This window comes from Streptomyces sp. NPDC001816 (genome assembly GCF_042892235.1).
GTDB lineage: Bacteria > Actinomycetota > Actinomycetes > Streptomycetales > Streptomycetaceae > Streptomyces.
In genome coordinates this window covers 217640-244031 of sequence record NZ_JBIATY010000014.1, presented here as the reverse complement: position 1 = coordinate 244031, position 26392 = coordinate 217640, and the positions used below count along the sequence as shown (strand labels likewise).

The 26392-nt window shown below is 71.8% G+C and carries 32 protein-coding genes; 18 read left to right on the top strand and 14 right to left on the bottom strand.

Translation table 11 applies throughout. The features are described from left to right. Positions 1 to 84: 84 nt before the first annotated feature. Positions 85 to 885, top strand: a complete 801-nt coding sequence (locus ACFYZZ_RS37985) for a CPBP family intramembrane glutamic endopeptidase (RefSeq protein WP_389186449.1) — start codon at positions 85 to 87, stop codon at positions 883 to 885. Here the strand turns inward: ACFYZZ_RS37985 and ACFYZZ_RS37980 are convergent. After that, complete coding sequence (locus ACFYZZ_RS37980; protein WP_389186354.1) at positions 882 to 1697, bottom strand: PhzF family phenazine biosynthesis protein; 816 nt, start codon at positions 1695 to 1697, stop codon at positions 882 to 884. The genes ACFYZZ_RS37985 and ACFYZZ_RS37980 overlap by 4 nt on opposite strands. Before the next feature lie 44 nt (positions 1698 to 1741). After that, complete coding sequence (locus ACFYZZ_RS37975) at positions 1742 to 2203, bottom strand: hypothetical protein (RefSeq protein WP_389186351.1); 462 nt, start codon at positions 2201 to 2203, stop codon at positions 1742 to 1744. A 93-nt stretch (positions 2204 to 2296) separates the two neighbouring features. Here ACFYZZ_RS37975 and ACFYZZ_RS37970 point away from each other — a divergent pair, with 93 nt between their 5' ends. Both ACFYZZ_RS37970 and ACFYZZ_RS37965 read left to right on the top strand, forming a co-directional pair. Then, positions 2297 to 2662 carry a MerR family transcriptional regulator gene (locus ACFYZZ_RS37970; protein WP_386579681.1) on the top strand — a complete coding sequence of 122 codons (366 nt, stop codon included), beginning with the start codon at positions 2297 to 2299 and terminating at the stop codon, positions 2660 to 2662. 134 nt (positions 2663 to 2796) lie between these two features. Further along, positions 2797 to 3408 (top strand): PadR family transcriptional regulator, encoded by a 612-nt coding sequence (locus ACFYZZ_RS37965; RefSeq protein WP_389186446.1) that lies wholly within the window; start codon positions 2797 to 2799, stop codon positions 3406 to 3408. Between the two features lie 91 nt (positions 3409 to 3499). Here the strand turns inward: ACFYZZ_RS37965 and ACFYZZ_RS37960 are convergent, their stop codons facing one another. After that, complete coding sequence (locus ACFYZZ_RS37960) at positions 3500 to 3928, bottom strand: SRPBCC family protein (protein WP_101417065.1); 429 nt, start codon at positions 3926 to 3928, stop codon at positions 3500 to 3502. A 236-nt stretch (positions 3929 to 4164) separates the two neighbouring features. Here ACFYZZ_RS37960 and ACFYZZ_RS37955 point away from each other — a divergent pair, with 236 nt between their 5' ends. Further along, the gene (locus tag ACFYZZ_RS37955; RefSeq protein WP_389186348.1) at positions 4165 to 4719 is read left to right on the top strand and encodes a Clp protease N-terminal domain-containing protein; all 555 of its coding nucleotides are present in this window, start codon (positions 4165 to 4167) and stop codon (positions 4717 to 4719) included. 121 nt (positions 4720 to 4840) lie between these two features. Next, positions 4841 to 5845 carry a DMT family transporter gene (locus ACFYZZ_RS37950; RefSeq protein WP_389186345.1) on the top strand — a complete coding sequence of 335 codons (1005 nt, stop codon included), beginning with the start codon at positions 4841 to 4843 and terminating at the stop codon, positions 5843 to 5845. 131 nt (positions 5846 to 5976) lie between these two features. On the opposite strand, the gene ACFYZZ_RS37945 is transcribed toward ACFYZZ_RS37950, so the two are convergent. Next, entirely contained in the window at positions 5977 to 6660 is a 684-nt protein-coding gene (locus tag ACFYZZ_RS37945; RefSeq protein WP_389186443.1) for a pyridoxamine 5'-phosphate oxidase family protein, read from the bottom strand. 35 nt (positions 6661 to 6695) lie between these two features. Between ACFYZZ_RS37945 and ACFYZZ_RS37940 the strand changes: the two genes are divergently transcribed. Continuing rightward, the gene (locus tag ACFYZZ_RS37940) at positions 6696 to 8027 is read left to right on the top strand and encodes an aminotransferase class I/II-fold pyridoxal phosphate-dependent enzyme (protein ID WP_389186343.1); all 1332 of its coding nucleotides are present in this window, start codon (positions 6696 to 6698) and stop codon (positions 8025 to 8027) included. 46 nt (positions 8028 to 8073) lie between these two features. Here ACFYZZ_RS37940 and ACFYZZ_RS37935 read toward each other — a convergent pair whose 3' ends face one another. Next, the gene (locus tag ACFYZZ_RS37935) at positions 8074 to 9003 is read right to left on the bottom strand and encodes a DMT family transporter (protein WP_389186340.1); all 930 of its coding nucleotides are present in this window, start codon (positions 9001 to 9003) and stop codon (positions 8074 to 8076) included. A gap of 74 nt (positions 9004 to 9077) precedes the next feature. Here ACFYZZ_RS37935 and ACFYZZ_RS37930 point away from each other — a divergent pair, with 74 nt between their 5' ends. After that, positions 9078 to 9980 carry a LysR family transcriptional regulator gene (locus tag ACFYZZ_RS37930; RefSeq protein WP_389186337.1) on the top strand — a complete coding sequence of 301 codons (903 nt, stop codon included), beginning with the start codon at positions 9078 to 9080 and terminating at the stop codon, positions 9978 to 9980. A 3-nt stretch (positions 9981 to 9983) separates the two neighbouring features. Here ACFYZZ_RS37930 and ACFYZZ_RS37925 read toward each other — a convergent pair whose 3' ends face one another. Then, the gene (locus ACFYZZ_RS37925; RefSeq protein WP_389186334.1) at positions 9984 to 10451 is read right to left on the bottom strand and encodes a pyridoxamine 5'-phosphate oxidase family protein; all 468 of its coding nucleotides are present in this window, start codon (positions 10449 to 10451) and stop codon (positions 9984 to 9986) included. A 149-nt stretch (positions 10452 to 10600) separates the two neighbouring features. Here ACFYZZ_RS37925 and ACFYZZ_RS37920 point away from each other — a divergent pair, with 149 nt between their 5' ends. Continuing rightward, on the top strand, positions 10601 to 11245 hold the full coding sequence (locus ACFYZZ_RS37920; RefSeq protein ID WP_389186331.1) for a cysteine hydrolase: 645 nt from the start codon (positions 10601 to 10603) through the stop codon (positions 11243 to 11245). Positions 11246 to 11251: 6 nt separating this feature from the next. Here ACFYZZ_RS37920 and ACFYZZ_RS37915 read toward each other — a convergent pair whose 3' ends face one another. Beyond that, positions 11252 to 11755 (bottom strand): Rieske (2Fe-2S) protein, encoded by a 504-nt coding sequence (locus ACFYZZ_RS37915; RefSeq protein WP_389186329.1) that lies wholly within the window; start codon positions 11753 to 11755, stop codon positions 11252 to 11254. Between the two features lie 174 nt (positions 11756 to 11929). On the opposite strand from ACFYZZ_RS37915, the gene ACFYZZ_RS37910 reads away from it, so the two are divergent. The 7 genes from ACFYZZ_RS37910 to ACFYZZ_RS37880 all read left to right on the top strand — a co-directional run bounded on the left by ACFYZZ_RS37910 (position 11930) and on the right by ACFYZZ_RS37880 (position 18040). Beyond that, positions 11930 to 12694: a HipA family kinase gene (locus ACFYZZ_RS37910; RefSeq protein WP_389186326.1), complete on the top strand. Its 765-nt coding sequence runs from the start codon at positions 11930 to 11932 to the stop codon at positions 12692 to 12694. Beyond that, complete coding sequence (locus ACFYZZ_RS37905) at positions 12691 to 13140, top strand: DUF3037 domain-containing protein (protein WP_389186323.1); 450 nt, start codon at positions 12691 to 12693, stop codon at positions 13138 to 13140. The genes ACFYZZ_RS37910 and ACFYZZ_RS37905 overlap by 4 nt, the downstream gene beginning before the upstream one ends. 145 nt (positions 13141 to 13285) lie before the next feature. Then, positions 13286 to 14047, top strand: a complete 762-nt coding sequence (gene fabG / locus ACFYZZ_RS37900; RefSeq protein WP_386579702.1) for a 3-oxoacyl-ACP reductase FabG — start codon at positions 13286 to 13288, stop codon at positions 14045 to 14047. Positions 14048 to 14075: 28 nt separating this feature from the next. Next, positions 14076 to 14840: an SDR family oxidoreductase gene (locus tag ACFYZZ_RS37895; RefSeq protein ID WP_389186320.1), complete on the top strand. Its 765-nt coding sequence runs from the start codon at positions 14076 to 14078 to the stop codon at positions 14838 to 14840. Positions 14841 to 15041: 201 nt separating this feature from the next. Then, entirely contained in the window at positions 15042 to 16619 is a 1578-nt protein-coding gene (locus ACFYZZ_RS37890; protein WP_389186317.1) for an ABC transporter substrate-binding protein, read from the top strand. Positions 16620 to 16701: 82 nt separating this feature from the next. Then, positions 16702 to 17385 carry a uracil-DNA glycosylase gene (gene ung / locus ACFYZZ_RS37885; RefSeq protein ID WP_389186315.1) on the top strand — a complete coding sequence of 228 codons (684 nt, stop codon included), beginning with the start codon at positions 16702 to 16704 and terminating at the stop codon, positions 17383 to 17385. A 133-nt stretch (positions 17386 to 17518) separates the two neighbouring features. Then, positions 17519 to 18040 carry a hypothetical protein gene (locus tag ACFYZZ_RS37880; protein WP_389186440.1) on the top strand — a complete coding sequence of 174 codons (522 nt, stop codon included), beginning with the start codon at positions 17519 to 17521 and terminating at the stop codon, positions 18038 to 18040. Between the two features lie 27 nt (positions 18041 to 18067). Here the strand turns inward: ACFYZZ_RS37880 and ACFYZZ_RS37875 are convergent, their stop codons facing one another. The 3 genes from ACFYZZ_RS37875 to ACFYZZ_RS37865 all read right to left on the bottom strand — a co-directional run bounded on the left by ACFYZZ_RS37875 (position 18068) and on the right by ACFYZZ_RS37865 (position 19804). Continuing rightward, on the bottom strand, positions 18068 to 18541 hold the full coding sequence (locus ACFYZZ_RS37875; protein ID WP_389186312.1) for a hypothetical protein: 474 nt from the start codon (positions 18539 to 18541) through the stop codon (positions 18068 to 18070). Positions 18542 to 18657: 116 nt separating this feature from the next. Then, a complete protein-coding gene (locus ACFYZZ_RS37870; RefSeq protein WP_389186309.1) occupies positions 18658 to 19170 on the bottom strand; it encodes a DinB family protein in 513 nt (170 codons plus the stop codon). A gap of 43 nt (positions 19171 to 19213) precedes the next feature. Beyond that, complete coding sequence (locus tag ACFYZZ_RS37865) at positions 19214 to 19804, bottom strand: TetR/AcrR family transcriptional regulator (RefSeq protein ID WP_389186307.1); 591 nt, start codon at positions 19802 to 19804, stop codon at positions 19214 to 19216. A 74-nt stretch (positions 19805 to 19878) separates the two neighbouring features. Here ACFYZZ_RS37865 and ACFYZZ_RS37860 point away from each other — a divergent pair, with 74 nt between their 5' ends. Together ACFYZZ_RS37860 and ACFYZZ_RS37855 are read left to right on the top strand one after the other, a co-directional pair. Beyond that, positions 19879 to 21054 carry an FAD-dependent monooxygenase gene (locus tag ACFYZZ_RS37860; RefSeq protein WP_389186304.1) on the top strand — a complete coding sequence of 392 codons (1176 nt, stop codon included), beginning with the start codon at positions 19879 to 19881 and terminating at the stop codon, positions 21052 to 21054. Between the two features lie 10 nt (positions 21055 to 21064). Next, positions 21065 to 21976: a Gfo/Idh/MocA family protein gene (locus ACFYZZ_RS37855; RefSeq protein WP_389186301.1), complete on the top strand. Its 912-nt coding sequence runs from the start codon at positions 21065 to 21067 to the stop codon at positions 21974 to 21976. Here the strand turns inward: ACFYZZ_RS37855 and lnt are convergent. Both lnt and ACFYZZ_RS37845 read right to left on the bottom strand, forming a co-directional pair. Further along, the gene (lnt, locus tag ACFYZZ_RS37850; protein ID WP_389186299.1) at positions 21894 to 23459 is read right to left on the bottom strand and encodes an apolipoprotein N-acyltransferase; all 1566 of its coding nucleotides are present in this window, start codon (positions 23457 to 23459) and stop codon (positions 21894 to 21896) included. The two genes, ACFYZZ_RS37855 and lnt, sit on opposite strands and share 83 nt — an antisense overlap. Positions 23460 to 23542: 83 nt before the next feature. After that, a complete protein-coding gene (locus ACFYZZ_RS37845; protein ID WP_389186296.1) occupies positions 23543 to 24025 on the bottom strand; it encodes a nuclear transport factor 2 family protein in 483 nt (160 codons plus the stop codon). 91 nt (positions 24026 to 24116) lie between these two features. Here ACFYZZ_RS37845 and ACFYZZ_RS37840 point away from each other — a divergent pair, with 91 nt between their 5' ends. Next, on the top strand, positions 24117 to 24740 hold the full coding sequence (locus tag ACFYZZ_RS37840) for a DUF4291 domain-containing protein (RefSeq protein WP_389186293.1): 624 nt from the start codon (positions 24117 to 24119) through the stop codon (positions 24738 to 24740). A 60-nt stretch (positions 24741 to 24800) separates the two neighbouring features. Here the strand turns inward: ACFYZZ_RS37840 and ACFYZZ_RS37835 are convergent, their stop codons facing one another. Next, on the bottom strand, positions 24801 to 24980 hold the full coding sequence (locus tag ACFYZZ_RS37835) for a hypothetical protein (protein WP_386579730.1): 180 nt from the start codon (positions 24978 to 24980) through the stop codon (positions 24801 to 24803). Positions 24981 to 25326: 346 nt separating this feature from the next. Next, positions 25327 to 26202 carry an undecaprenyl-diphosphate phosphatase gene (locus ACFYZZ_RS37830; protein WP_386579732.1) on the bottom strand — a complete coding sequence of 292 codons (876 nt, stop codon included), beginning with the start codon at positions 26200 to 26202 and terminating at the stop codon, positions 25327 to 25329. Between the last annotated feature and the right edge of the window lie 190 nt (positions 26203 to 26392).

Genomic DNA, 26392 nt, shown 5'->3' with positions numbered 1-26392 from the left:
CCACCGGGGAAGCCCTGCCCGGGCACGCACTCCATAGGTCGATCCGGCATGCTGTGACCTCGCATGACCGGACCGAAGGCAGGAGTGCACGTGGAGGCTGACCCGGTGGCCGAGGCGTACCCGCGGGAGCGGTTCTCGCGGCGGATCCTCCGCGACGAGACGCTGCTCGTCCTGGGGCTCTCGCTGGGCGCGAGCGGGGTGTCCGCGCTGATCAGCTTCGTCGGGTCGGTCACCAAACCGGGCGGGCTCAGGGAGCAGGCGGCCACCCTCAACGCCTCGGCCGCGCCCGGCCGTCCCTGGCTCGACCTCGCCTGGCAGCTCTTCGGCATCGCCAGCGCGCTGGTCCCCGTGGCCCTGGTCGCCCACCTGCTGCTGCGCGAGGGCGAGAGCATGCGCACGCTGGGCTTCGACCGCACCCGCCCCTGGCCCGACCTCGGCCGGGGCGCGGGCGTCGCGGCCGTGATCGGAAGTACCGGCATCGCCTTCTACCTGGCCGCCCGCGGCCTCGGCTTCAACCTCACCGTGGTACCCGAGGCGCTGCCCGACGTGTGGTGGAAGTACCCGGTGCTGATCCTGTCCGCACTGCAGAACGCGATCCTCGAAGAGGTCATCGTCGTCGGCTATCTGCTGCGCAGACTGGGGCAGTTGGGCTGGACCCCGGGGACCGCACTGGTGGCCAGCGCGGTCCTGCGCGGCTCGTACCACCTCTACCAGGGCATCGGCGGCTTCATCGGCAACATGGTCATGGGCGTGGTCTTCGTCTGGCTCTACCGCCGCTGGGGCCGGGTCGGCCCGCTGGTCGTCGCACACTCCCTGCTCGACATCGGCGCCTTCGTCGGCTACGCCCTGCTCGCCGGCAAGGTGGGCTGGCTGCCCACGGCCTAGGACGCGAGCAGTTCGCCCTCGATGACCGTGACCGCGGCGCCGGTGAGCAGGGTGCGGTCGCCGCGCAGGCCGGTGCGGACCAGGCCGGTGCGACGGGAGGCCTGCAGACCGGTGAGGTCGCTTCGGCCCAGGCGGGCGGACCAGTGCGGGGCGAGGGCGGTGTGCGCGCTGCCGGTGACCGGGTCCTCGTCGATGCCGAGGTTCGGGAAGAAGCAGCGGGACACGTAGTCGTAGCCGAGGGACGGGTCGTCGGCGAGCGCGGTGGCGATGATGCCGCGCGAGGAGTGGGCCGCGAGGGCCCTGAAGTCGGGGGCGAGCCCGCGGACCGTACGCTCGTCGGCCAGTTCCACCAGCAGGTCGCCGACGTCGGGGCCGGTGTCGTGGGCACCGACCGGCTCGGCGCCCAGCGCCTTGCCGAGCCCGGCCGGGATCTCGGCCGGGGTGAGCGGGGCGGCCGGGAAGTCCAGGGTGATCGAGCCGTCCGCACCGGGCGTGGCGATGAGCACCCCGCTGCGGGTGGCGAACCGCACCGGTCCCTCGTGGGCACCGGTGGTGTACAGGACATGGGCGGTGGCGAGGGTGGCGTGCCCGCACATCGCGACCTCGGTGACGGGCGTGAACCAGCGCAGCGCCCAGTCCGCTGTGCCGCCCTCGGGCAGCCGGTGCGCGAACGCCGTCTCGGCGTGGTTGACCTCCACAGCGATCTTCTGGAGCCAGTCGTCGCCCGGGAAGGCGTCGTCCAGGATCAGGACTCCGGCCGGGTTGCCGGCGAAGGGGCGGTCGGTGAAGGCGTCGACGATTCGGATGCGCATGGCCCCGACGCTAGGGGCGCGGGAACCGTGGGACCAAGGCCAATTCACGAGTCCTGGACCGATTTCGCGTCGGCGGCACGGCCGGCCGTGACCCACGGGGCGAGCTGGGCGACGCCGAACGCCACCTCCACGACCAGGAACGGCCACAGCACCCGCGGACCGCCGTGCGCCAGTGCGTACGCCTGCCACAGGGCGAAGAGCGTACGCGCGACCCCGTCCAGGAGCCCGTGCAGCGGCAGCGGTCGTACGACCCGCAGGACGGACCAGACGACCACGACCGAGCCCATCAGGTTGGCGTACAGGATCTGCATCGGGTCGAGCGCCGGGAAGGCACCCAGCCCGGCCGCGTCACCCGCCTGAGCCAGCAGGCCGTGCACCAGCGTGTACGTCCACGGCGTCGCGAAGCCGGCGGTGACGAGCAGGTCGTACCAGCCGCTGGCCCGTACGAGGCGGAGATAGGCGGGGCGGTGGGGGACGGGGCGGAGTGGGACGGGGAAAAGGCTCACGAAGAACTCCTCGGGCGGGTCCGTCTCTGACGTTGCTCACGCTAAACAGCGGAGTACGCTCCAAGGTCAAGTCCGGGGAGCGGCGGGGGAGCCATGCGCATCGGAGAACTGGCCGCACAGGCGGGCCTGTCCAAGGACACCGTCCGCTTCTACGAGCGGATCGGGCTGATCGAGGGCCGCCGCCTGTCCAACGGCTACCGAGACTTCCCGCCCGAGACGGTTACCTGGCTGCACTACGTCCGCACCGCACAGACCCTCGGCTTCACGCTCGCGGAGATCGCCCGGCACGGCGCGGACCTGCGCGACGCCCCGGACAGCGCCGAGGCGCTGTCCGCACTCCTCGCCGACAAGATCCGCATCATCGACACCCGCATGTCCGAACTCGCGGCCCTGCGAGCCGATCTCACGTCCCGCGTCGGAACGGGCTGCCCGCTGCGGGCGGCCGGGGCGGACGCCTGAGACCCACCGGGACGATCCCGGAGCCATCCCCGCGAAGGGGCTTGCCACGCCCTCGGTACCGATATATCGTTGAGGCATCGCGTAAGAAACGCGATCGATACGTGACTGATCAGCGATGGAATGGAGTGATCGTGATGCGTACCCACGGTTTTGAGCGTGGACATCGTCAGGACGGCCGGGGCGGGTTCGGCGGATTCGAAGGACGCCGGGGTGCCTTCGGGCCCTTCGGTCCGGGTGGTCCCGGATTCGGGCCCGGCTTCGGACCGGGACCCTGGGGGCCGCGAGGACGGGGCGGTCCGAGGGGAAGGGCGCGGCGCGGCGACGTGCGCGCCTCGATCCTGGCCCTGCTCAAGGAACGGCCCATGCACGGCTACGAGATGATCCAGGAGATCGCCGAGCGCAGCGGCGGCGCGTGGAAGCCCAGCCCCGGCTCGGTCTACCCCACCCTCCAGCTGCTGGAGGACGAGGGTCTGATCGCCAGCGAGAGCGAGGGCGGCAAGAAGCTGTTCGCCCTGACCGAGAGCGGCCGCAGCGCCGCCGAGGAAGGCCCGGAGGCCCCCTGGGAGGAGGCCTCGCGCGGGGTCGACTTCGAGGCCCTCGGTGAGATCCGGCAGGCCGGCTTCGGTCTGATGCAGGCCTTCGGGCAGGTCTGGAACACCGGCACCAAGGAACAGCGCGAGAAGGCGCTGGCCGTCATCAACGACGCCCGCAAGAAGCTGTACCTCATCCTCGCCGACGAGGACTGAGGCCTACGGCCACGGAAGGCGCCCCGCGGAGACTCCGCGGGGCGCCTTCCCGTGCCCGTCTCTGTGTCCGTCTCCGCGTCTGTGCCCGGGCTCAGGCCACCAGTCCGCCCAGCTTGCGCAGCGACTCGTTCAGGGCGGCCGTCGCCGAGTCCTTGAGCTTGCCCGCCATCAGCGACACCGCGGCGCCGGTGAACTCGCCGTCGATGCGGACCGTCGTGGCGTCGCCGTCGGGGGTGAGCGTGTAGCGGGTGGCCACGGTGACGGCCATCGGGCCCTTGCCGCGGATGGCGAACACCCGGGCCGGCTCCAGCTCCTCGATGGTCCAGTCGACCTCCGCCGGGAAGCCCATCAGCTTCATGTTCTCCTGGAACGTCCCGCCCACCGCCAGGGTCTCGGGCCCGCCCTTGGGGAAGCTGGTGTGGGTCGCGTTCCACTCGCCGTACGCCGACCAGTCGGTGAGCTGGGTCCACACCTTCTCGGCCGGTGCCTGGATGCGTGCCTCGGCGCTGACTTCGGCCATGCGACCACCCCTTCGTTTCGGGCTTCGGTGTCGCGGAACGTAGCCTCAGGGCCTCGAACATTCAATACTGATGAACCGTCAGAAATTGTGTTCTCCGGGCCGGTCCTGCGGCCGAGAGCGGCCTGATCTCCTCCGTAAGGATGAGATTCCGACCGGTGATGTCCACTCTGTGCGGGACGCGAAAATGGTTCCCCTCGAGGATGACTCGGCCCGCTGGGGCTGATGGGGTAGAGGGTGTGCACCACCGTATAGCCCGTCAGCCCGCCCATGACCAGGGCGGCCTGCCCATGGACGACGACGCCGGGCTCAGCGCCGAGCTGGCGGCCGTGGTCGCCGGCGCCCGCCGCAGGGCCCTGCGGGACGGCGACCGGCAGATCGACACTGCCCATCTGCTCCACTCCCTTCTGGAGTCCGACCCCGAGGCCCGCGCCGCCGTCGGGGACGCCCCGCAGCTTGCCCGGCTGTTCGGCTACCTCGTGCAGCGCAGCATCGGCTACGGGCTGCGCTGGCAGAGCGGCGTGGAGGACTCCGGCGCGATCGCTGTCGTACCGGACCCCGCCCTGTACGGCGGTGAACCGAAGGAGACCGGGGGCTGGTCGCCCGTCGCGGCCGCCGCCATGGAGGCCGCCCGCCGGTGCGCCCGGCAGCGCGGCGAGACCCGCGCGGGCGGCACCGATCTGCTGGCCGCGCTGGTGGTGGACCCGGAGTCCCGCGCCGTCGCGGTCCTGGAGCGCGCCGGCATCCCCGCAAGCGACCTCCGCGCCCGGATCGAGGCCCGCGCGGGGGAGTAGGCCGGCGGGGGGTGAGTCGGCCTGCTGAACGGTCGCACCGGCGCTCCTCCCGGCCTCCGGAGGTCCATCCCCTGAGACAGGTGTCAACGGGGATGACGCTCATGTCAGCGCCTGTCATCATGTGCCGGTGCATACGTCTGAGAGCAGTCAGGGCAGCGGCGGCAAGGGTGTCGGGCTCGGTCTCGCGCTCGCATCCGCGCTCACCTTCGGCGGGGCCGGGCCGGCCGCCAAACCGCTGATCGAGGCGGGACTCGACCCGCTCCACGTGGTGTGGCTGCGGGTCGCGGGCGCGGCCCTGGTGATGCTGCCGTTCGCCGTGCGGCACCGCGCCCTGGTGCGCCACCGCCCCGCGCTGCTCGCCGGGTTCGGACTGCTCGCCGTGGCCGGTGCCCAGGCCTGCTACTTCGCCGCGCTCTCCCGCATCCCCGTCGGCGTGGCGCTGCTCATCGAGTACCTGGCCCCCGCGCTCGTGCTCGGCTGGGTGAGGTTCGTGCAGCGGCGGCCGGTGTCGCGCGCCGCCGCGCTCGGCGTGGTCCTCGCGGCGGGCGGTCTCGCCTGCGTGGTGGAGGTGTGGTCGGGGCTGAGCCTCGACGCGCTCGGCCTGCTGCTCGCGCTCGGCGCCGCCTGCTGCCAGGTCGGCTACTTCGTCCTGTCCGACCAGGGCACCGAGGCGGGCGACCAGGCGCCGAACCCGCTCGGCGTCATCGCGTACGGCCTGCTCGTGGGCGCCGCCGTACTGACCGTCCTGGCCCGCCCCTGGAGCATGGACTGGTCGGTGCTGGCCGGCTCGGCGGACATGAACGGCACCGCCGTCCCGGCCTGCGCCCTGCTCGGCTGGATCGTCCTGGTCGCCACGGTTATCGCGTACATCACCGGCGTGCTGTCCGTACGACGGCTGTCCCCGCAGGTCGCGGGCGTCGTCGCCTGCCTGGAGGCGGTCGTCGCGACGGTCCTGGCCTGGGTGCTGCTCGGCGAGCACCTGTCGGCGCCGCAGATCGTGGGCGGTGCCGTCGTCCTCCTCGGCGCGTTCATCGCCCAGTCCTCGACGCCGGCCAAGGGCTCCGGTGAGCCGGTGGCCCAGGGCGGCGCGGAACGGGAGCTGTCCACCCCGGGTACGGCTGCCTAGGGCGCTCCGCTGATCACGCCGATGAACGCACGCGTCCTGACCGGCACCTTGCTGATGCTCGGTGCGGTCGCCGGCTCGGCGTTCGCCGAGGCCCGCGACCGCCGTGCGCCGGACCCGGTGTCACCCACGCGTCAGAGCGCGGCCACATACGCCGGGACGCCGATGCCGGGCGCCAGGTCGGCGTTGTCGAGGGGCGTGCCGTAGCCCGTGTGGAGCGGGACCACCCCGGCCCAGTGCGGCAGGTCGAGGTCCTCGGGCTCGTCGTTCGCGCCGCCGGTGCGGATCTTGGCGGAGACCTCGTCGAGGTCGAGGCGGATGACCGCGGTGGCGGCCAGCTCCTTCTTGTTCGCGGGCCGGGAGTCGGCGGCCCGGCCCGGCACGACCTGGTCCACCAGCGCGTCCAGGGCCAGCCGCCGCTCCTCGGGGTCGGTGACCTCGTGCGCGATGCCGTGCACCACCACGGAGCGGTAGTTGATCGAGTGGTGGAAGGCGGAGCGGGCGAGCACCAGCCCGTCGACATGGGTGACCGTCAGGCACACCGCGAGGCCCGGGTCCGCCTCACCGGTCATGCGCAGCGGGCGCGAACCCGTGGACCCGTGCACGTAGAGCCGCTCGCCGACCCGGCCGTACAGCGTCGGCAGCACCACTGGGGCACCGTCGCGGACGAAGCCGAGATGGCAGACGTAGCCCTCGTCGAGTATCGCGTGCACCACGTCCTTGTCGTACGACGCCTTCTGTGCGGATCGCGTCGGCACGGTGCGGTCGGTCGGGGTGTACGCGACGGGCTGCGGCGGAGTCTCCTGGGTCCCCTGCACGGCGTTCTCCATTGTACTAGTGCATAATTGCTTTTGTGCTAGGAGATTATCCGATTCAGGGGCACGGCGCAGCTGAGATTGCGGCCAGTGTCGAGCGCGCGATCGGCACCGGTGAGCTGGAACCGGGCCAACCGCTGCCTCCCATGCGGGAGTTGGCGACCCGGCTCGGGGTGAACCCGAACACGGTCGCGGCCGCCTACCGCACCCTGAGGGAGCGTGGGGTGATCGAGACCGCCGGCCGCCGGGGCAGCAGGGTCCGGCCGAAGCCGGCGACGACGGGCCGCGAGCAGATCCGGGTGGCCGTACCGGAGGGCGTGCGGGACATGGCCGACGGCAACCCGGACCCCGCGCTGCTGCCCCACCTGGCGGAGGCGTTCGCGGCGGCCGCCGCACAGGGCGACCGGGAACCCGTGCTGTACGGGCACGACCCGGTGGATCCGGAGCTGGCGCGTCTCGCCCGCGCCGCCCTGGACGCCGACGCAGTGCCCGACGGCCCCATCGGTGTGGCCTCCGGATCCCTGGACGCCGTCGAGCGGGTCCTCGCCGCGCATCTCAAGCCGGGCGACCAGGTGGCGGTGGAGGACCCCGGCTGGGGCGGGGTGCTGGATCTGGTCCCGGCGCTCGGGTTGCGCACGGTGTCCGTCGGCGTCGACGACGAAGGGCCACGCCCCGAGGACGTCAGGCGCGCGCTGGAGTCCGGGGCGCGCGCCCTGATCGTCACGGACCGGGCGCAGAACCCGACCGGTGCCGCACTGACCGCCACGCGCGCGCGTGCGCTTCGGTCGGTGCTCCGGGAGTACCCCGAGACCCTGTTGATCGAGGACGACCACGGTCACGGCATCGTCGATGTGCCCCTGTGCCCGCTCGCCGGGGTCACCCGCCACTGGGTCTTCGTCCGCTCCGTCGCCAAGGCCTGGGGCCCGGATCTGCGCCTGGCCGTCTTCACCGGGGACGCGGTCACCGTCGACCGGGTACGCGGGCGGCAGCGGCTGGGCGCCGGGTGGGTGAGCCTGCTCGTCCAGCGGGCCGTCATGCGGCTGTGGAGCGACAGCGCGGTGGACACGCGCGAGGTGGCGGCCTCGTACGGCGGCCGCCGGGACGCCCTGATCGAGGCCCTGACCGAACGCGGCGTGCCGGCGCACGGCCGCAGCGGCATGAACGTCTGGGTCCCGGTCCCCGACGAGACGGGCGTGGTGGCCCGCCTGCTGCACGCGGGCTGGGCCGTTTCCCCGGGCGCCCGCTTCCGCCTGAACTCCCCACCGGGGATCCGCATCACGATCTCGGCGCTGAAGACGGAGGAGACCGGTGAGCTGGCGGATGCGGTAGCCGCGGCGGTGGGCCCGACAGCAGCCAGGACGTATGTGTAGCGAAGGCCGAACACCCGCACCGGCACCCGCGTAAGCCCCTCGCCCCTCAGGCCTTCCGCTTCACCTGAGTGAGCGCAGCCCCCGCAAGAACGATCACTGCTCCCACCGGCGTGGTCCAGCGAAGCGACTCCCCGAGAATCGCCACCCCTGCGGCCGTCGCGATGACCGGGATGAAGTACGTGACCATCTGGGCCGTGGTGGGCCCGACTTCAGCGACCAACCCGTACTGAATGAGAACCGCCAGCCCCGTCCCCAAGGCGCCCAGCGCGGCGATCGCCAGCAGCGGAACGAACGAGAAGTGGGCCGGAAGGCTGGTGAAAAGAGGTGTCACCAGGGCCAGTTGAACGGCCGCCAACAGCAACTGCGCCCCCGTCATCGCCAGATGCGAGTTCCCCGTCCCCGCCAGCGTCCGCCGCACATAGATCCACCCGATCGGATAGCTCAGCGAAGCCAGCAGGGCCATGGCGGTACCCGTGGCATCAAGCCCATGGAACCCCTGCCACGCACCGAGCACCGTCAGCACCCCCAGGAAGCCCAGGCCGAGGCCGGCGAAGCGAACCCGCGTGGGCCGGTCCTCCGAGAGCGCGACCAGGGACAGTGCCATGCCCCACAGCGGCGAGGTGGCGTTGCAGATGCCCGCCAGCGTGGAGGGGATCGTCAGCTCCGAGTAGGCGAAGAGGGAGAACGGCAGCGCGTTCAGGAAGAAGGCGGCGACCGCCATGTGCCCCCACACCCGCGCCCCCCGCGGCAGCCGCTCCCGCTTCACGGCCATCGTCGCCGCCAGCACCGCCGTACCGAAGACCAGCCGGCCCAGGGTGACCTGGAAGGGCGCGTAGCCCTCCGTGGCCACCTTGATCAACAGGAAGCTGAAGCCCCAGATCAGGGAGAGGGCGCCGAAGCGCAGCCGCCAGTCGAGGCGGGGACGGGGGCGGGCGGGAGCGGGGGAGTGGGTTCGGGGTGCGGTGACCGTGCTCATGGCATCAACGATGCTGGAGGCAACCTCGTAGCACAATCGAGATTTTCCACTCAGTATCTCTTAGGATTGCTTACATGTTGAACCTGGAGCGCCTGCGCACCCTGGACGCCCTCGCCCGGCACGGCTCGGTCAGTGCCGCCGCCGAGGCGCTGCACGTCACCACGTCCGCGGTCTCGCAGCAGCTGGGCAAGCTGGAGCGGGAGGTCGGCCAGCAGCTGCTGGCCAAGAACGGGCGGGGCGTGCGGCTCACGGATGCCGGGCGGCTGCTGTCCGAGCACGCGGCCCGCATCCTCTCGCAGGTCGAGCTGGCCCAGTCCGACCTGGAGGCGCACCGCGGCCAGGTCGTCGGCGAACTGCGGCTCTCGGCGTTCCCGACCGCCGCCCGCGGCCTGTTCCCGACCGCGCTCGGCGCCCTGCGCGCCCAGCACCCGGGGCTGCGGGTGCGCTCCAGCGAACTGGAGCCGGAGCAGGGCATCGCCGGTGTCGTGCGCGGTGACCTCGATCTCGCGGTCGTCCTCGACTGGTACAACAAGCCGATGCCCGTGCCGGACGGCCTCGTCAAGGCTCCGCTGCTGGACGACGCGGCCGACGTCGCCCTGCCCGTCGGGCACCGGCTCGCGGACCGGGACGAGGTGGACCTCGCCGAGTTCGCCGAGGACGAGTGGATCACCTGGGGCGAGGGCGAGTTCTGTCACGAGTGGCTGATGTTCACGCTGCGCTCGAAGGGCATCGAGCCGATCGTGGGCCACCGGGCCGGCGAGACCCACACCCAACTCGGTCTGGTCGCCGCCGGGTTGGGTGTGTGCATCGCACCGCTGCTGGGCCGCGACCCGGTGCCGCCGGGCATCGTCATGGTCCCGCTCAAGCAGCGCGTACGCAGGCATGTGTACGTCGTCTGGCGCGCGGACGCCGACCGCCGCCCCTCGATCCGGGCGGCGGTCGAGGCCCTGCGCACGTCGGCCCGGCAGTCCGACTGAGCGCTACGCCCCGAGCTTGCGGAAGTCCCAGGACACGATCTTCTCCGGGGTCAGCCGCACCCAGGCGTGCCGGCCGTCGTGCGGCATCTCGTCCAGGCCGAAGTTCTTGCGGGCGAACAGCGTCTCCGCCGTGTCGAGTTCGGCGCACAGCTCGCCGATGCGCGGCGCCTCGCCCACGAACTCCACCCGCCCGGACAGCTCGACCCCCCGCAGCTGGTCGTACTCCTCGCCCGAGTCGACCACGACCGCCACCCGCGGATCGCGGCACAGCTGGGTCCAGCGCCGGCTGCGCACCACCGAGTACAGCCACAGCGAGGTGCCGTCCCAGGCGAACCACAGCGCGCTGACGTGCGGCGCGCCGTCCGCCGAGACCGTGGCGACCCGGCAGGTGCGCTGGCTGGTCAGGAACGCGTCCAGCTCACCGGGCGTCATCATGATCTTCCGGCCCCGGCGCTGCTGAGTGACGGTCATACGGCCCCCTCTTCTCCCACGTCGTGCCAGAGGACTTGCGCGTGCTGCTGATCCTCTGACATCACGTCAGAAAAGGGAATGGGTCGACTTCCGCTGTTGCCTCGTTGTGGTTACTCTCACCGCCCCGCACCTCGGCGAACGGAGGCGCCATGCCGTCGTACGAAGAACTCGGCGAACTGCTCGATACCGCGAGCACGGTCCTGCTGACCGTGGAGTGCCAGCAGGGGGTGGTCGGCCCGGACAGCGCGCTGCCCGAACTCGCCCGCGAGGTCCGCTCCTCCGGCGCCCTGCGCAACGTGGCCCGGCTGGTCGCCGCCGCGCACGAGACCGGGGTGCAGGTGATCCATGCCCTCGCCGAGCGCCGCCCGGACGGTCGTGGCGCGAACCGCAATGCCCGCCTCTTCCGCGCCGCCGAACGGCTCCCCGTCCAGCAGCTGACCGGCACCACCGCGGTGCGGGTCGCGCCCCCGATCGAGGTCACCGAGGAGGACCTCGTCGTACGACGGCTGCACGGCCTGTCCCCGATCCACGGCACCGAGGTCGACGCGCTGCTGCGCAACCTCGGCTGCCGCACCCTGATCGTCACCGGCGTCTCGGCCAACGTGGCCGTGCCCAACGCCGTGTTCGACGCGGTCAACCGCGGCTACACCGCCGTCGTCCCGGCCGACGCCATCGCGGGTGTGCCCGCCGACTACACCCCGGCGATGATCCGCAACACCCTCGCCCTGGTCGCCACGATCACGTCCACGGACGAGGTGCTCGGCTGCTTCAAACGGCCGCGACGGCGGCCGTGACGCGGCTCAGGCCAGCTTGATCTCGTCGCCGGAGACGGTGATCTTCGCGGCGGCCAGTGCCTGGGTCGCGGGACCCTTCTTCACACTGCCGTCCTCGACGGAGAAGTGGCTGTTGTGGCACGGGCAGACGATCACGCCGTCGGCCACACTGCCCACCGCGCAGCCCTGGTGGGTGCACTTCGAGGAGAACGCCTTGTAGGTGCCCGCCGCGGGCTGGGTGACCACCACGCCCTGGTCCTTGAAGATCTTGCCGCCGCCCTCCGGGATGTCCGTGGTCTTGGCGAGGGCCGTGCCGCCGGCCGAACCGCCCGAGGCACCGCTGTCCTGCGAGGCCCCGGTGGAGCCGGTGGCCCCGGTCGTGCCGGACGAACCGGACCCGGTGTCGACGGTGTCCGACGAGTCGTCCGAACCGCAGGCGGTCAGCGCGGCGGCGAGCCCGGCCGCTCCGGCCGCCGCCATGACGGTACGACGGGCCGGTCCCGCTTCGGGCTTGAGCGATGCGCTGGTCATGTGGGCATTCCCTTCCGCGGAGCTTCTCGTGATCCGTCCAGGGGTACGGTCCTCGGGCACCACCTGTTCAGACGGGCACCCAGATCCTTGCCCGGCGGGCATGAGGCCGCCGTAAGCCACAGCTGTCGACAAGCTGTCGGCGGGGCGCGGCTCCCGCGCCAGTAACCTGGGGCGATGCTCAAGGAAGTCACCGTGACCCGCTACATCACGCCGCTGCGTGAGGGCGGCTCCTTGCCGGGGCTCGTCGAGGCCGACGACTTCGGGACGTACGTCATGAAGTTCACCGGCGCCGGACAGGGCCGCAAGACACTGGTCGCCGAGGTCGTCTGCGGCGAACTCGCCCGCCGGCTCGGATTCCGGATGCCCCGCCTCGTCACCCTCGAACTGGACTCCGTCCTGGGGCTCGGCGAGCCCGAGCAGCAGGTGCAGGAACTGCTCCGGTCCAGCGGCGGCACCAACCTCGGCATGGACTTCCTCTCCGGCGCCCTCGGCTACGACCCGCTGGCCTTCCCGGTGAGCCCCGAGGAGGCCGGGCGGATCGTCTGGTTCGACGCGCTGGTCAACAACGTGGACCGCTCCTGGCGCAACCCGAACCTCCTCGTGCACCGCGGCGAGCTGTGGCTCATCGACCACGGCGCCACGATGATCTGGCACCACAACTGGCCCTCCGTCGAGGCCTCGGCGGCCCGCCCCTACGACGCCTCCGACCACGCCCTCGCCCGGTTCGCCCCGGACGTGACCGCCGCCGCGGCGGAGCTGGCCCCCAAGGTCACCGAGGACCTCCTGGCCGAGGTCACCGCCGAGATCCCCGACGCCTGGCTGGCCGGCGAGCCCGGCTTCGACACCCCGGACGACCTGCGGCGGGCTTACATGCGGCCGCTGCTCGCCCGGGCGGCCGTCGTCGCCGAGCGCATCACCGGCATCGAGGAGGGCAAGTGAGCGAGACCCGTATCCACATGGCCGGCCATGTGGTCGAGCGCCACATCACCCGGGCGGGCCAGGGCGGCGACCGGGACGTGTTCGAGTACGCCCCGCTGCGGGTCGTCCCCCGCGTCGAGCGCGGCGAGTGCATCAACGCGGGCGTGGTCGTCTACTGCCGCGCCCAGGCCTACGTCGGCGTCCGCATCCACCTGGACGAGGCCCGGCTGCTCGCCCTCGACCCCGAGGCCGACGTGGCCGGGGTGCGGGCCGCGCTCGCCGCGATCGAGCGTCACTGCGCGGGCGGCGAGGCGGCCGGACAGGCGGCCGGCGACGACGCGGGACGCCGCTACCGCTGGCTGATCGCGCCCCGCTCCACCATCGTCCAGCCCGGACCCGTGCACACCGGACTGACCACCGACCCGGCGGCCGAAACCGAGCGCCTGCTGGATCTCCTGGTGAGGTAATGGATCACACCGCCCGGTGTCCCGTTGACACCGGGTGCCAGGACTTCTAGCGTCACGGGTGCTGAAGGTACTAAGCGGTCGCTCACCGCACCGCAGGCTCCCTCAAGAGCCAGACAGGTTCTCTCAAGGGCGAGGAGAAGCAGCAATGTCCACCACTGAACAGCGGGTCGCGATCGTCACCGGCGCGGCGCGCGGCATCGGCGCCGCCACCGCCGTACGACTGGCCGCAGAAGGTCGCGCGGTCGCCGTGATCGACCTCGACGAGGCCGCCTGCAAGGACACCGTGGAGAAGATCACCGCGGCCGGCGGCAAGGCCATCGCGGTCGGCGCGGACGTCTCCGACGAGGCGCAGGTCGAGGCCGCCGTCGCCCGGGTGGCGGCGGAGCTGGGCGCGCCGACGATCCTGGTCAACAACGCGGGCGTGCTGCGCGACAACCTGCTGTTCAAGATGAGCGCCTCCGACTGGGACACCGTCCTGAACGTCCACCTGCGCGGCTCGTTCCTGATGACCAAGGCCGTCCAGAAGCACATGGTCGACGCGGGCTTCGGCCGGGTCGTCAACCTGTCCTCCTCCTCGGCGCTCGGCAACCGCGGCCAGGCGAACTACTCGGCCGCCAAGGCCGGTCTGCAGGGCTTCACCAAGACCCTCGCCATCGAGCTGGGCAAGTTCGGCATCACCGCCAACGCCGTCGCCCCCGGCTTCATCGCCACCGAGATGACCAAGGCCACCGCCGACCGCGTCGGCATGGGCTTCGACGACTTCAAGAAGGCCGCCGCCACCCAGATCCCGGTGCAGCGCGTCGGCGAGCCCGAGGACATCGCCAACGCCATCGCCTTCTTCACCGGCGAGGCGGCCGGCTTCGTCTCCGGCCAGGTCCTGTACGTGGCCGGCGGACCGCTCAACTAGGGAACTCGGGACACAGGGGTACACGGACATGACTGAACTCCCGGAGCTTTCCGGCAAGGTCGCGCTGGTCACCGGCGCGAGCCGGGGCATCGGCTACGGCGTCGCCGAGGCGCTGGTCGCCCGCGGTGACCGCGTCTGCATCACCGGTCGCAATGAGGACGCCCTGAAGGAGGCCGTCGAGCAGCTCGGCGCCGAGCGGGTCATCGCCGTCGCCGGCAAGGCCCACGACCTCGCCCACCAGGCCGAGGCCGTCGAGCGCACCATGGAGGCCTTCGGCCGCGTCGACTTCCTGGTCAACAACGCCGGCACCAACCCGGTCTTCGGGCCCATCGCCGACCTCGACCTGGACGTCGCCCGCAAGGTCTTCGAGACCAACGTGATCTCGGCGCTCGGCTTCGCCCAGAAGACCTGGCACGCCTGGCAGAAGGACAACGGCGGCGCGATCGTCAACATCGCCTCGATCGCGGGCCTCGCGCCCTCGCCGTTCATCGGGGCCTACGGTGTCAGCAAGGCCGCGATGATCAACCTGACCCAGCAGCTGGCGCACGAGTTCGCGCCGAAGGTGCGGGTCAACGCGATCGCCCCGGCCGTCGTGAAGACCAAGTTCGCCCAGGCCCTGTACGAGGGCCGGGAGGCGGAGGCGGCCGCCGCCTACCCGCTCGGCCGGCTCGGTGTGCCCTCCGACATCGGCGGGGCGGCCGCGTTCCTGACCTCCGCCCAGTCCGACTGGGTCACCGGCCAGACGCTCGTCGTGGACGGCGGCATCTTCCTCAACGCCGGCGTGGGCGCCTGACCTGCTCTGTCCGGTCGTCTCGTTCGGGCGCCGTTTCCCAGCGGAACGGCGCCCGAAACGCGTCACACGGTACGCACAGCGCAATGACAACGTCGTCATAGCACAATCGATCAAGAACGACATCCACCGGGGTGGTTCAGACGCCCGGACGCTGCGGTATGGTCTGCCGACCCTTGGTATGGCAGATCGAGGAGCGTGCGCGTGTTCAACCGGAACCGATTCCTGCGGAGAGTCGCGGCGATCGCGTCCATATCCCTGGTGGCCGGCTGCAGTCTGTTGTCCGACGGCGATCCCGACAGCGAGGGCCCCATCGTCGTGGGCACCACCAGCGCCCCCAGCACGCTCGACCCGGCCGGTGCCTGGGACGGCTCCTGGGAGCTGTACCGGAACATCTTCCAGACGCTTCTCGCCTACCCGAACGGCGCCACGACGCCCCAGCCCGACGCGGCCGAGAGCTGCTCCTTCACGGACTCCAGCAGCCGGACCTACCGCTGCAAGCTGCGCGAGGGCATGAGATTCGCCGACGGAGACCCGCTGGACGCCAAGGCGGTCCAGCACTCCATCGACCGTATCCGCACCATCAACGCCCCCGCAGGCCCCGCCGGACTGCTCGGCAGCCTGGAGAGCGTGGACACGGTCGGCGACCGCGAGGTGGTCTTCCACCTCAACCAGTCCGACGCCACCTTCCCGTTCGTGCTGGCCACCCCGGCCATGTCGATCGTCGACCCCGACGACTACCCCGCGAACTCCCTGCGCAAGGACACCAAGGTCTTCGGCTCCGGGCCGTACGAGCTGCAGTCCTACGAGGAGGGCAAGCAGGCCGTCCTGGTCCGCAACGACCACTACGACGGCTTCGCCAAGCGGCAGAACGACGCGGTGACCATCCGCTACTTCCAGGACTCGGCCACCATGGTCAAGGCCCTGCACGACAAGCAGATCGACGTCACCTACCGCGGTCTGGCCGCCGACGACATCATCTCCCTGCAGCGGCACGGCAACACCGACCTCCAACTGGTCGACGGCGCCGGCATGGACATCAGCTACCTGGTGTTCAACCCCAAGGACCCGATGGCCAAGCAGCCCGCCGTCCGCAAGGCCGTCGCCCAGGTCGTCGACCGGGGCGCCATCGCGCACAAGGTCTACAAGGACACCGTGGACCCCCTGTACTCCATGGTCCCCAAGGGCCTCACCGGCCACACCACGGCCTTCTTCGACGACTTCGGCGACCCGAGCGTCTCCAAGGCCCGCAAGACCCTCCAGAACGCGGGCATCAACCAGCCCGTCCCGCTCACCCTCTGGTACACCACCGACCGCTACGGCTCCGAGACGGCCCTGATGTTCCAGGAGCTGAAGCGGCAGCTGGACGCCTCCGGCCTGTTCTCGATCACCCTCAAGAGCCGCCCCTGGAAGACCTACGTGGTCGGCTACCAGAAGGGCGAGTACCCGGTGTTCGGCCGCGGCTGGTTCCCGGACTTCCCCGACGCGGACAACTTCATCGCGCCGTTCGTCGGCGAGAAGAACGCCCTCGGTACGCCCTACGACGCCAAGCAGATCACCTCGGAGCTGTTGCCCCGCTCGCGCGCCCAGAGCGACCGCGCCAAGGTGGTCAAGGACCTCAAGGAGGCCCAGCAGATCCTGGTGAACGACGCCCGGCTGATCCCGCTGTGGCAGGGGCGGCAGTACGTGGCGGCCACCGACGACATGTCCGGCGGCGAGCGTGCCCTCGACCCGTCGACGATCATGATGATGTGGGAGCTGCACCGCAAGACCAGCTGGTGATTCCGGCTCACGGCAGCGGTTGTCAGTGGTCGCCTGTAGGTTCTTGAGCCGGCAAGTGACCGCACATCGTGAGGACGTTGACGTGACCGACATCGCCATGCTGCCCGAGTCCTGGCGCGGGGTTCTGGGCGACGAGCTGCAGCAGCCCTACTTCAAGGAGCTGATCGAGTTCGTCGAGGAGGAGCGGGCGAACGGTCCCGTCTACCCGCCGCGCGACGAGGTCTTCGCCGCGCTGGCGGCGACGCCGTACGAGAAGGTCAAGGTCCTCGTCCTCGGCCAGGACCCGTACCACGGCGAGGGCCAGGGCCACGGCCTGTGCTTCTCGGTCCGCCCGGGGGTGAAGACCCCGCCCTCCCTCCGGAACATCTACAAGGAGATGAAGGAGGAGCTGGGCCTGCCCATCCCGGACAACGGCTATCTGATGCCGTGGGCCGAGCAGGGCGTGCTGCTGCTCAACGCGGTGCTCACCGTCCGGGCCGGCGAGGCCAACTCGCACAAGGGCAAGGGCTGGGAGAAGTTCACCGACGCCGTCATCCGCGCGGTCGCCTCCCGGCCCGACCCGGCGGTCTTCGTGCTGTGGGGCAACTACGCGCAGAAGAAGCTCCCGCTGATCGACGAGACCCGGCACGTGGTGGTCAAGGGCGCGCACCCCTCGCCCCTGTCCGCGAAGAAGTTCTTCGGCTCCCGCCCGTTCACGCAGATCAACGAGGCGATCGCAGCACAGGGCCACGAGGCGATCGACTGGACCATCCCGAACCTGGGCTGACCCGTCGCCCCGCGGGCGGCCCCGTGTCGTACGGGGCCGCCTGCCCGGGATTGTCGTGCCCGCCGGTTAGCGTCGGGACGGACAGATGACCGGACAGCCGGCCAGACAGCCGACGACGGCCCCGGAGGACGTGGTGGCGGACAGACAGGAGCAGGCGGCGCCGGATGCCGTGCTGACGCGGATCGGGCAGGTCGTGATGCTGCATCACGGCGGCGACCGCGAGGAGGCCCGGCACCGCTTCCTCCAGCTGTGGGCGGAGATCGGCGAGGACGGCGCCCCGCTGCACCGTTGCACCCTGGCCCACTACCTGGCCGACACCCAGGACGACCCCGGCGACGAACTGGCCTGGGACCTCAGGGCGTTGTCGGCGGCGGAGGAGCTGGCGGACGGCCGCGGCGCCGGTGACCCGCTGAGCGTCCGCGCCTTCTTCCCCTCGCTCCACGTCAACCTGGCCGCCGACTACGTCAAGCTGGGCCGCGCCGAGGCCGCCCGCAGCCATCTGCGCCGGGCGCGCCGGGCCGCCGGCTCCCTGACCGACGACGGCTACGGCAACGGCGTACGGGCGGCGATCAGCCGCCTGGAGCTGCGCCTGGGGGAGGACGGCTCCCCGGGCGGCGACACCTGGGGCCCACCGCGACAGCGGCCCACTCCCTAGGGCCGGCTGTATGCCGGTACGGCCAGGTCAATGGCTGTACGTCTGCTCGCAGATCACCGCCTCGGGGCTGTCCCGACGCCAGCCGCCGTACTGCTTGCCGAGGGCGCACACGTCCGGGGCCTTCGAGACCGGCTGTGACACGTCCGGGACGTCGGCGCGCGGCTCGCGGGGGTGGTCCGGGCGCGGGTGCGTCCGGGGGTGCGCGGGCGGGGCCGACGGGCGGTGGGTGGCCGGCGGTGCGGTCGGCGCCCGGTGCGGGGAGGCGGTCGACCGGGCGGGGCGCCGGTGCTGGGACGGGCCGACCATCTCCAGCGCCTCCCGCGCCGGTGCCTGCACCACTCGCGGATCGGCTCTGCCGTCCGGCCGGGGCGCGGACGGCTGCGAGGGCGCGGTGTCGGGCGGGGGCGCCGGTGTCGCCGGGCGCGATACCGTCACACAGCCCGAGAGGGCCGAGACGGCCACGGTGACCAGGAGCGCTGCGGTGGTCGTCGTTCGATGCACCCGGGCAACTCTGGTGGGTCGGCCCCCGGGTTGGCACCGTGCACCGGAGGTTGAGCCCCCCGCACGGGTGATCTCGTGCCCCGTACGGAGGCTCTCGGAGTGCCGAAGGGTGACGTTCAGTCGCCGGTGACGCCGTCGATCCGCTCGCGGACGAGGTCGGCGTGGCCGTTGTGCCGGGCGTACTCCTCGATCATGTGCGTGTAGATCCACCGGAGGTTGAACGGTTCCTCGGTGAACCGGCTCCTGCCCCGGGAGAGATCGTCGAGCGCGAAGCCGGCCGCGTTGCGCCGGGCCGTCTCGATCTCCGCCTGCCAGGTGCCGTACGCCTCCTCCCAGGTGTCCGCCGCGGTGAGGTGGAACTCGCCGTCCCGGTCCTCCTCGGTGAAGTAGATCGGCCCGGGGTCGTCTCCCACCAGGACCTTGCGGAACCAGCCCCGCTCCACCTCGGCCATGTGCCGCACCAGGCCCATCAGGGACAGCTCGGACGGCGGCACGGACGCGGTCCGCAGCTGCTCGTCGGTCAGGCCCTCGCACTTCCAGGCCAGCGTCTGGCGGTGATAGTCCAACCAGCCCTCCAGCATGGCGCGTTCACCGGCGTTCTGGGCGGGCTCCTGGCGTTCCGTCGTCATGCCCGCATCCTCGCAACACCGCGCGGGGTGCCACCAGGGGGTTTCAGCTGCCCAGCATCCCGGTCAGCAGCTCCCGCAGCCCCGTGCGGACCTCCTCCAGGCTCGGCACCTCGGCGCTGAAGGAACCGGCCGCGCACGAGAACATCAGCCCGTCCGCCCAGGCGATCACCGACAGCACATGCCGCCCCGGGTCGGTCGAGCCGACGGCGGTGAGCAGCGTCGCCAGCTGCTCCTTGAAGACGGCGCCGGTCGCGTCGTAGTAGGCGCGCAGCTCGGGGCGGCGGGAGGCTTCCAGGGCCAGTTCGTAGCGGGCGATCAGCAGCTCGCGGCCCCCGGTCAGGGAGCGGTGCACCGCCAGGGCCAGGCCCTCGGCCAGCGCGTCGAGGCCGCCCCGCGGGTCCGGCATCTCCTCCAGTGCGAGCACCCGCGCCTCCCGCTCGGCGTGCCGCCGCACCGCGAGTTCCAGCAGCGCCTGCCGGGTGCGGGCCACGTTCGAGGTCGAGCCCTGCGGCAGTCCGGCCGCCTCGTCCACCGCCCGGTGCGTCAGCCCGCGCATCCCGCGCTCGGCGAGCAGGGCGAGGGCGGCGTCGGCCACGAGATCGGCGCGGGACGCGCTCGGGGTGCGTACGGACATGAGCCGACCCTACCCGCATCACTACGGCTGTAGTAAAGTCGCGCGCACTACGGCTGTAGTTCTCAGGAGGAGTCATGGCTCAGTCGGCCCGCGCGATCGTCATCGGCGGCGGAATCGGAGGCCTGACCGCGGCCGCGGCCCTGCACCGGCGGGGCTGGGAGGTCACCGTGCTGGAGCGCGCCCGCTCGCTGGAGCCGGTGGGCGCGGCCATCTCGCTCGCCCCGAACGCCCTGCGCGCCCTGGACGTCATCGGCATCGGCGACGAGATCCGTGACCTGGCCGCCTGGCAGGGAGACGGCGGCCTGCGCACCCCGGGCGGGCGGTGGCTGTCCCGCTCCAGCGCCGAGGCCGCCGCGGCCCGCTTCGGCGGCCCCCTGGTCCTGCTGCCCCGCACCACCCTCGTCGACCGCCTCGCCGCACTGCTCCCGCCCGGCACGGTCCGTACGGCGGCCGCCGCCACCCTCGCCGACCCGGGGGACAGGGCCCGCCCGGCCCGGGTGGCCGTGGCCGGCGAGGAACTGGAGGCCGACCTGGTGGTCGGCGCGGACGGCATCAACTCCCGTGTCCGGAGCGCGCTGTTCCCCGCCCACCCGGGGCCGGTGTACGCCGGGTTCACCACCTGGCGGGTGCTGATCCCGGTGCCCGGCGTCGAGTTCGCCTCGCACGAGACCTGGGGCCGGGGCCGCATCTGGGGCACCCACCCGCTCAAGGACGGCCGGGTCTACGCCTACGCGGCCGCCATGACCCCGGCCGGCGAGCGGGCCCCCGACGACGAGCAGGCCGAACTGCTGCGCCGGTTCGGGAACTGGCACGACCCGATTCCCGCCGTCATCGCCGCCGCCCGCCCCGAGGACGTCCTGCGCCACGACGTCCACCACATCGCCCGGCCCCTGCCCGCGCACCACCTGGGCCGGGTCGCCCTCCTCGGCGACGCGGCCCACGCCATGCCGCCGACCCTCGGCCAGGGCGGCAACCAGGCCGTCGAGGACGCCGTCGTCCTCGCCCACCATGCCGACGACCTCGCCGCGTACACCGCCGCCCGGCTGCCGCGTACGACCGCGATCGCCCGGCGGGCCGTCAAGGTGGCCCGCCTCAACATGGCCGAGAGCCGGGCCGTCGTCGCCGTACGCGACACCGCGATCGTCGCCCTGTCGAAGGCAGGTCCCGCCTTGTTCCTGCGGAGCTTCGACGGCATCGCCGACTGGCGGCCGCCGTATGCTTCCGAGGAGGCACACGCAGGCAAGCGGTAGGGGAGCGCACGTGAAGGTCGGCTGCATCGGTCTCGGGGACATCGCACAGAAGGCGTACCTGCCGGTGCTGGGCGCCCAGCCGGACGTCGACCTCCACCTGCAGACCCGCACGCCCGACACCCTCACCCGGGTCGCGGACTCGCTCCACCTGCCCGGGGACCGGCGGCACACGACCCTGGACTCCCTGCTGGCGGCGGGCCTCGACGCGGCCTTCGTGCACGCGCCCACCGTCGCCCACCCGGAGATCGTCACCCGGCTGCTCGAAGCGGGCGTGCCCACGTACGTGGACAAGCCCCTCGCCTACCGACTCGCGGACTCCGAACGGCTGGTGGCCCTCGCCGAAGAACGCGGCGTCTCGCTCTTCGTCGGCTTCAACCGGCGCTACGCCCCCGCGTACGCGCAGTGCCAGGACCACCCGCGCGAACTGATCCTCATGCAGAAGAACCGGATCGGGCTGCCCGAGGAACCGCGCTCGATGATCCTGGACGACTTCATCCACGTCGTCGACACCCTGCGGTTCCTGGTGCCCGGCCCGGTCGACGACGTCACCGTCCGCGCCCGCACCGAGGCCGGGCTGCTCCACCACGTCGTGCTCCAGCTCGCCGGTGACGGCTTCACCGCGCTCGGCGTGATGAACCGGCTCAGCGGCTCGGCCGAGGAGATCCTGGAGGTCTCCGGGCAGGACACCAAGCGGCAGGTGCTCAACCTCGCCGAGGTCGTCGACCACAAGGGGCAGCCGACGGTGCGCCGACGCGGCGACTGGGTGCCGGTGGCCCGCCAGCGCGGCATCGAACAGGCGGTCCTCGCCTTCCTGGAGGCGGTGCGTGCGGGCAAGCTGCTCAGCGCCCGTGACGCACTGGCGACCCATGAGCTGTGCGAGCGGGTCGTACGAGCGGTTCTCGGCCCGTCCGGCGCTGCCTGAGCGCCCGTACCCCCTCGGTGCCGCACAGCGCGGCCAGCACCAGCAGCGCGGCGTGCACCGGCCAGTCGCCGTAGCGGACGTACGGCGTGACGCCGTGCGCGAGCGGCACCTCGTACACGCGGGCGGTGCTCGCGCCGGTCCCGAGCCACGGGCCGAGGCGCTGCCCGCTCGGGCCGTAGACGGCGGAGACGCCGGTCAGGGTGGCGTGCACCATCGGGCGGCCGGTCTCGGCCGCGCGCAGCGCGGCCAGCGAGGCGTGCTGCTCCGGGGCCCAGCTGTGCTGGAAGGTCGAGGTCGCAGACTGGCCGAGGAGGATGTCGGCACCGTCCTGGGCGAGATGCCGGCTCATGTCGGGGAACGCGGTCTCGAAGCAGATCATCGGGCCGATGCGCAGCCCGTGCCCGACGTCCATCACGACCTGTTCGGTGCCGCGCCGCCGGTCCTCGCCCGCCGCCTTGCCGACGGAGGTGGCCCAGCCGAGCAGCGAGCGGGCCGGGACGTACTCCCCGAACGGGACGAGGCGCATCTTGTCGTACCGGGCACCGGTCGGGCCGTCCGGGCCGATGAGCACCGAACTCTTGTAGATGCCGGGCCGGTCCGAGCGGCGCGCGTCCACGTTGACCAGGATGTCCGCACCGGTCTGCCGGGACAGCGCCGCGACCCGCCGCGCCAGGTCGGGCCGACGGCTCAGATCGAAGCCGACGCTGCTCTCGCCCCAGACGATCAGGTCGACGTGCTGCCCGGCCAACTGCCGGGTCAGCTGCTCCTCGTGGTCGAAGCGCCGGTCGCCGCCGTCCATGACGCCTGGCTGTACGACGGCGATCCGGACGCGCCCGTCGATGTCCGGGCGGGGTGCCCACACCCAGGCCGCCGAGGTGGCGGCGGCGGTGGCGAGGAGCGAGGCGAGGGCGGGTACCCGGAACTCGCGCACGACCACCAGCATGGCGACCGCGACGTTGACCGCCACCACCAGGAAGCTGAGCAGCCACACCCCGCCCACCGAGGCCAGCCGCAGCGCCGGGCCCACCTGCCACTGACTGGAGCCGAGCATGCCCCAGGGCCCGCCGAGGCCCTGCCAGGAGCGGACCAGCTCCACCGCCAGCCACGCCGACGGCAGCACCAGCAGCGCGGCCACGCCCCGCCCCGGGGACGGCGTCCCGCCCAGGAACCGGCGGACCAGCAGGCCCCAGGGCACCCACAGCAGACTCAGCAGCCCGGCTATCAGGAACAGGAACACGTGCAGGCTCGGCAGCAGCCAGTGGTGCACGGCCAGCATCAACCCGAAGCCGCCGCACCAGCCGTCGTACGCCGCCCGCCGCCCGGTCGGCGCCGAGCGCACCAGCAGGATCCAAGGGACGAGAGCCACGTACGCGAACCACCACAGCGAGGGCGCCGGGAACGCGAACACGGGCAGAGCGCCCGCGAGAGCGGCGACGACGGAGCGCCGCCAGGGAGAGGTCAGCCAGCGGTCGAACGTCCTCATACGGAGTCTCCCTACCAAGGGCTGCCTCCAGTGTGCGCGTCGCAAGCGATCTCCGACAGAGGGCGTCGAGGCGGCTCAGCGGCTCACTCGGGCAGGGCCGCCGGGCTGCGCTCGGGCATCCGGCGCCACTTCTCGTGCACGACGACCTCGCGCAGCCGCCAGCCCTCCCGCGTGCGCAGCAGCCCGAAGTCGTACCGGCCGCCGCACACGAGGTCCGGGGCGCCGAAGTCGCCGTTGTCGGCGAAGCGCATCGGATTGACGTAGTCGGCCCGCACCCGGGCGGTGTCTCCGGTGTCGTGCTCCAGGATCCCGAACCGCAGCCGCCGGTTGACGATCAGATGCTGCCGCATGCCGAACAGGTCCAGGCTCTCGGCGAGCCACCCGGCCACCCGGCCGGCCTCGCCCTCGATCCCGCCGGCGGAACGGTAGTCGGCCCGCCCGTCCGGCGTGAACAGCCCTCGGTACGCCGCCCAGTCACCGTCGTCCACCGCCGCCGCGTACTCGGTGACCAACTCGTCCACGGCCAGCCGGTCCATCACGGTAGCTAGCTCCACACGCTGCGTCATCGGCCAAGTGTTGGACACCGGGGGCCAGGTGCCAAGAGGCGCGCCGAATATTCGGTGGTGCGAGGGAGGCCGGACGACCGAACCTGTCCTCGTGAACGATCAGTCAGTCGAACAAGTAGTTGAACCCGAGCCGAAGTTCCGGATCCGGGCCCGCCACACGGATTCCACGGTCACCGTCTATCAGGCGTACCGCCCGGAGATCGGCGGCCCCGCGGCCCGCACCGGCCGCTTTCCGGCCTCCTGGAAGCGGGACCGGATGACCTGGATCAAGCCGTCCTTCCTGTGGATGATGTACCGCTGCGGCTGGGGCACGAAGGAGGGCCAGGAGACGGTCCTCGCCATCGAGATCGCCCGCGACGGCTTCGAGTGGGCCCTGCGGAACTCCTGCCTGTCGCACTACGTCTCCGGCCTGCACGAGAACCAGGCGGCCTGGAAGCGGGAGTTGAGGCAGTCACCGGCCCGCGTCCAGTGGGACCCGGAGCGGGACCTGCACCTCAACCCGCTGCCGCACCGCTCGCTGCAGCTCGGCCTCGCGGGCGAGGCGGCCGTCCGGTACGCGGACGAGTGGATCGTCGGCATCGAGGACGTGACACCGCTGGCGACGGAGATCCATGGGCTGGTGCGGGCCGGCGAGCTGGACCGGGCGGCGGAGCTGCTGCCGGAGGAGCGGCCGTATGCGGTGGCCGACGAGGTGCTCGCGCATCTGCGCGCGTAGCGTCGTCGGTCCTGCACGGACACCGACACCGGATTCGGACTCCGGCTCCGGACTCCGGTCTCAGGCCGCCTCGATGATTTCTTCGCGGATGGCCTCCGCCCACTCGACCACCAACAGCTCGTACTCCGCGCGCTCCTGGGCCGACAGGGTGCCGCCCGCACGCAGCCACAGCGCCCGGATCTGCTCGTTCACCTCGGCAGCAGACCGCACGGAACCAGGGGGCAGGGAATCGGGGGACATGCGGACAAGCGTAGGGGCAAGCACTGACACTGCGCTACCGCACGGCTACTCAGAACGTATGGGGTTGGTCACCGGTCATCACGCCCGCGTTCGCGGTCGCGCCAGCCCAGACGGCATATGCCCCGCCGGGCCGCCGGGCGGAAGAAGTCGCGGGTGGCGGTGAACTGCCCCTCCGGACAGGTCCGTTCGTCCCCCGCGCGGCCACTGAATCCGCAGGCCATGGCCACTTCGGGGGAGTGGGGGGGGCAGGTGGGAGGGGGCCCGTTCAGGTCCGTCCCGTCCTGCGCGCGGGAGATGTCCGAAACGCTGGTGGGTGCCTAGGAGCTGGGGTGGGCTTCCGGGCCCGTCAGCTCGCCGATTCCGCCGCGTGGGGGCTCAGGGCGCCCGTCGTCACCAGCGCGATGATGACGATGCCGAGGGCGATGCGGTACCAGACGAAGGGCATGAAACTCTTGTTGGAGATCCACTTCATGAACCAGGCGATCACCGCGTAACCCGACGCGAACGCGATCACCGTCGCGAACAGGGTCGGGCCCCAGTCGACATCGCCGCTGCCCACCGAGTCCTTCACCTCGAACAGCCCGGACGCCAGCACCGCCGGGATGGCCAGGAGGAAGGAGTAGCGGGCCGCCGCCTCGCGCTTGTAGCCCATGAACAGGCCGCCGCTGATGGTCGCTCCGGAGCGGGAGACGCCGGGGATGAGGGCGCACGCCTGGCAGAGGCCGAAGATCAGGCCGTCCTTGACGCCGAGGTTCTCCAGCGTCTTGCGCTGCTTGGGCGCGCGGTGCCGCCCCCCGGTCTCGTCACGGGCCGCCAGGCGGTCGGCGATGCCGATCACCACGCCGACGACGACGAGCATGGTCGCGGTGATCCGCAGATCGCGGAACGGACCCTCGATCTGGTCCTTGAGCGTCACACCGAGCACACCGATCGGGATCGAGCCGACGATCACCAGCCAGCCCATCTGGGCGTCGTGGTTGTGCCGCATCGCCTTGTCGAACAGCGACCGGAACCAGGCCGAGATGATCCGCCCGATGTCCTTGCGGAAGTAGATCAGGACCGCCGCCTCCGTGCCGATCTGGGTGATCGCGGTGAAGGCCGCCCCGGGGTCCTTCCAGCCCGAGAAGGCCGCGGTCAGCCGCAGATGCGCGCTGGAGGAAACGGGCAGGAACTCGGTCAGCCCCTGGACGAGTCCGAGGACGAGGGATTCAAACCAAGACATGAAGGTGCGACGTCCAAGCGCTGATGGGATATGTGGTGATCATGTGACTGGGGCAGCGTATCGGGCTCCCCGGACCGCCCGGGAACAGGGGTTCGCCGTCGGCCGGGGGTGAGCGGCGGGACATGAAGGTTCACAGGTGGCACCGGGTGTTGACCGGCCCCGGCGCCTCCGCTTACGTTGCAGCGCAGGA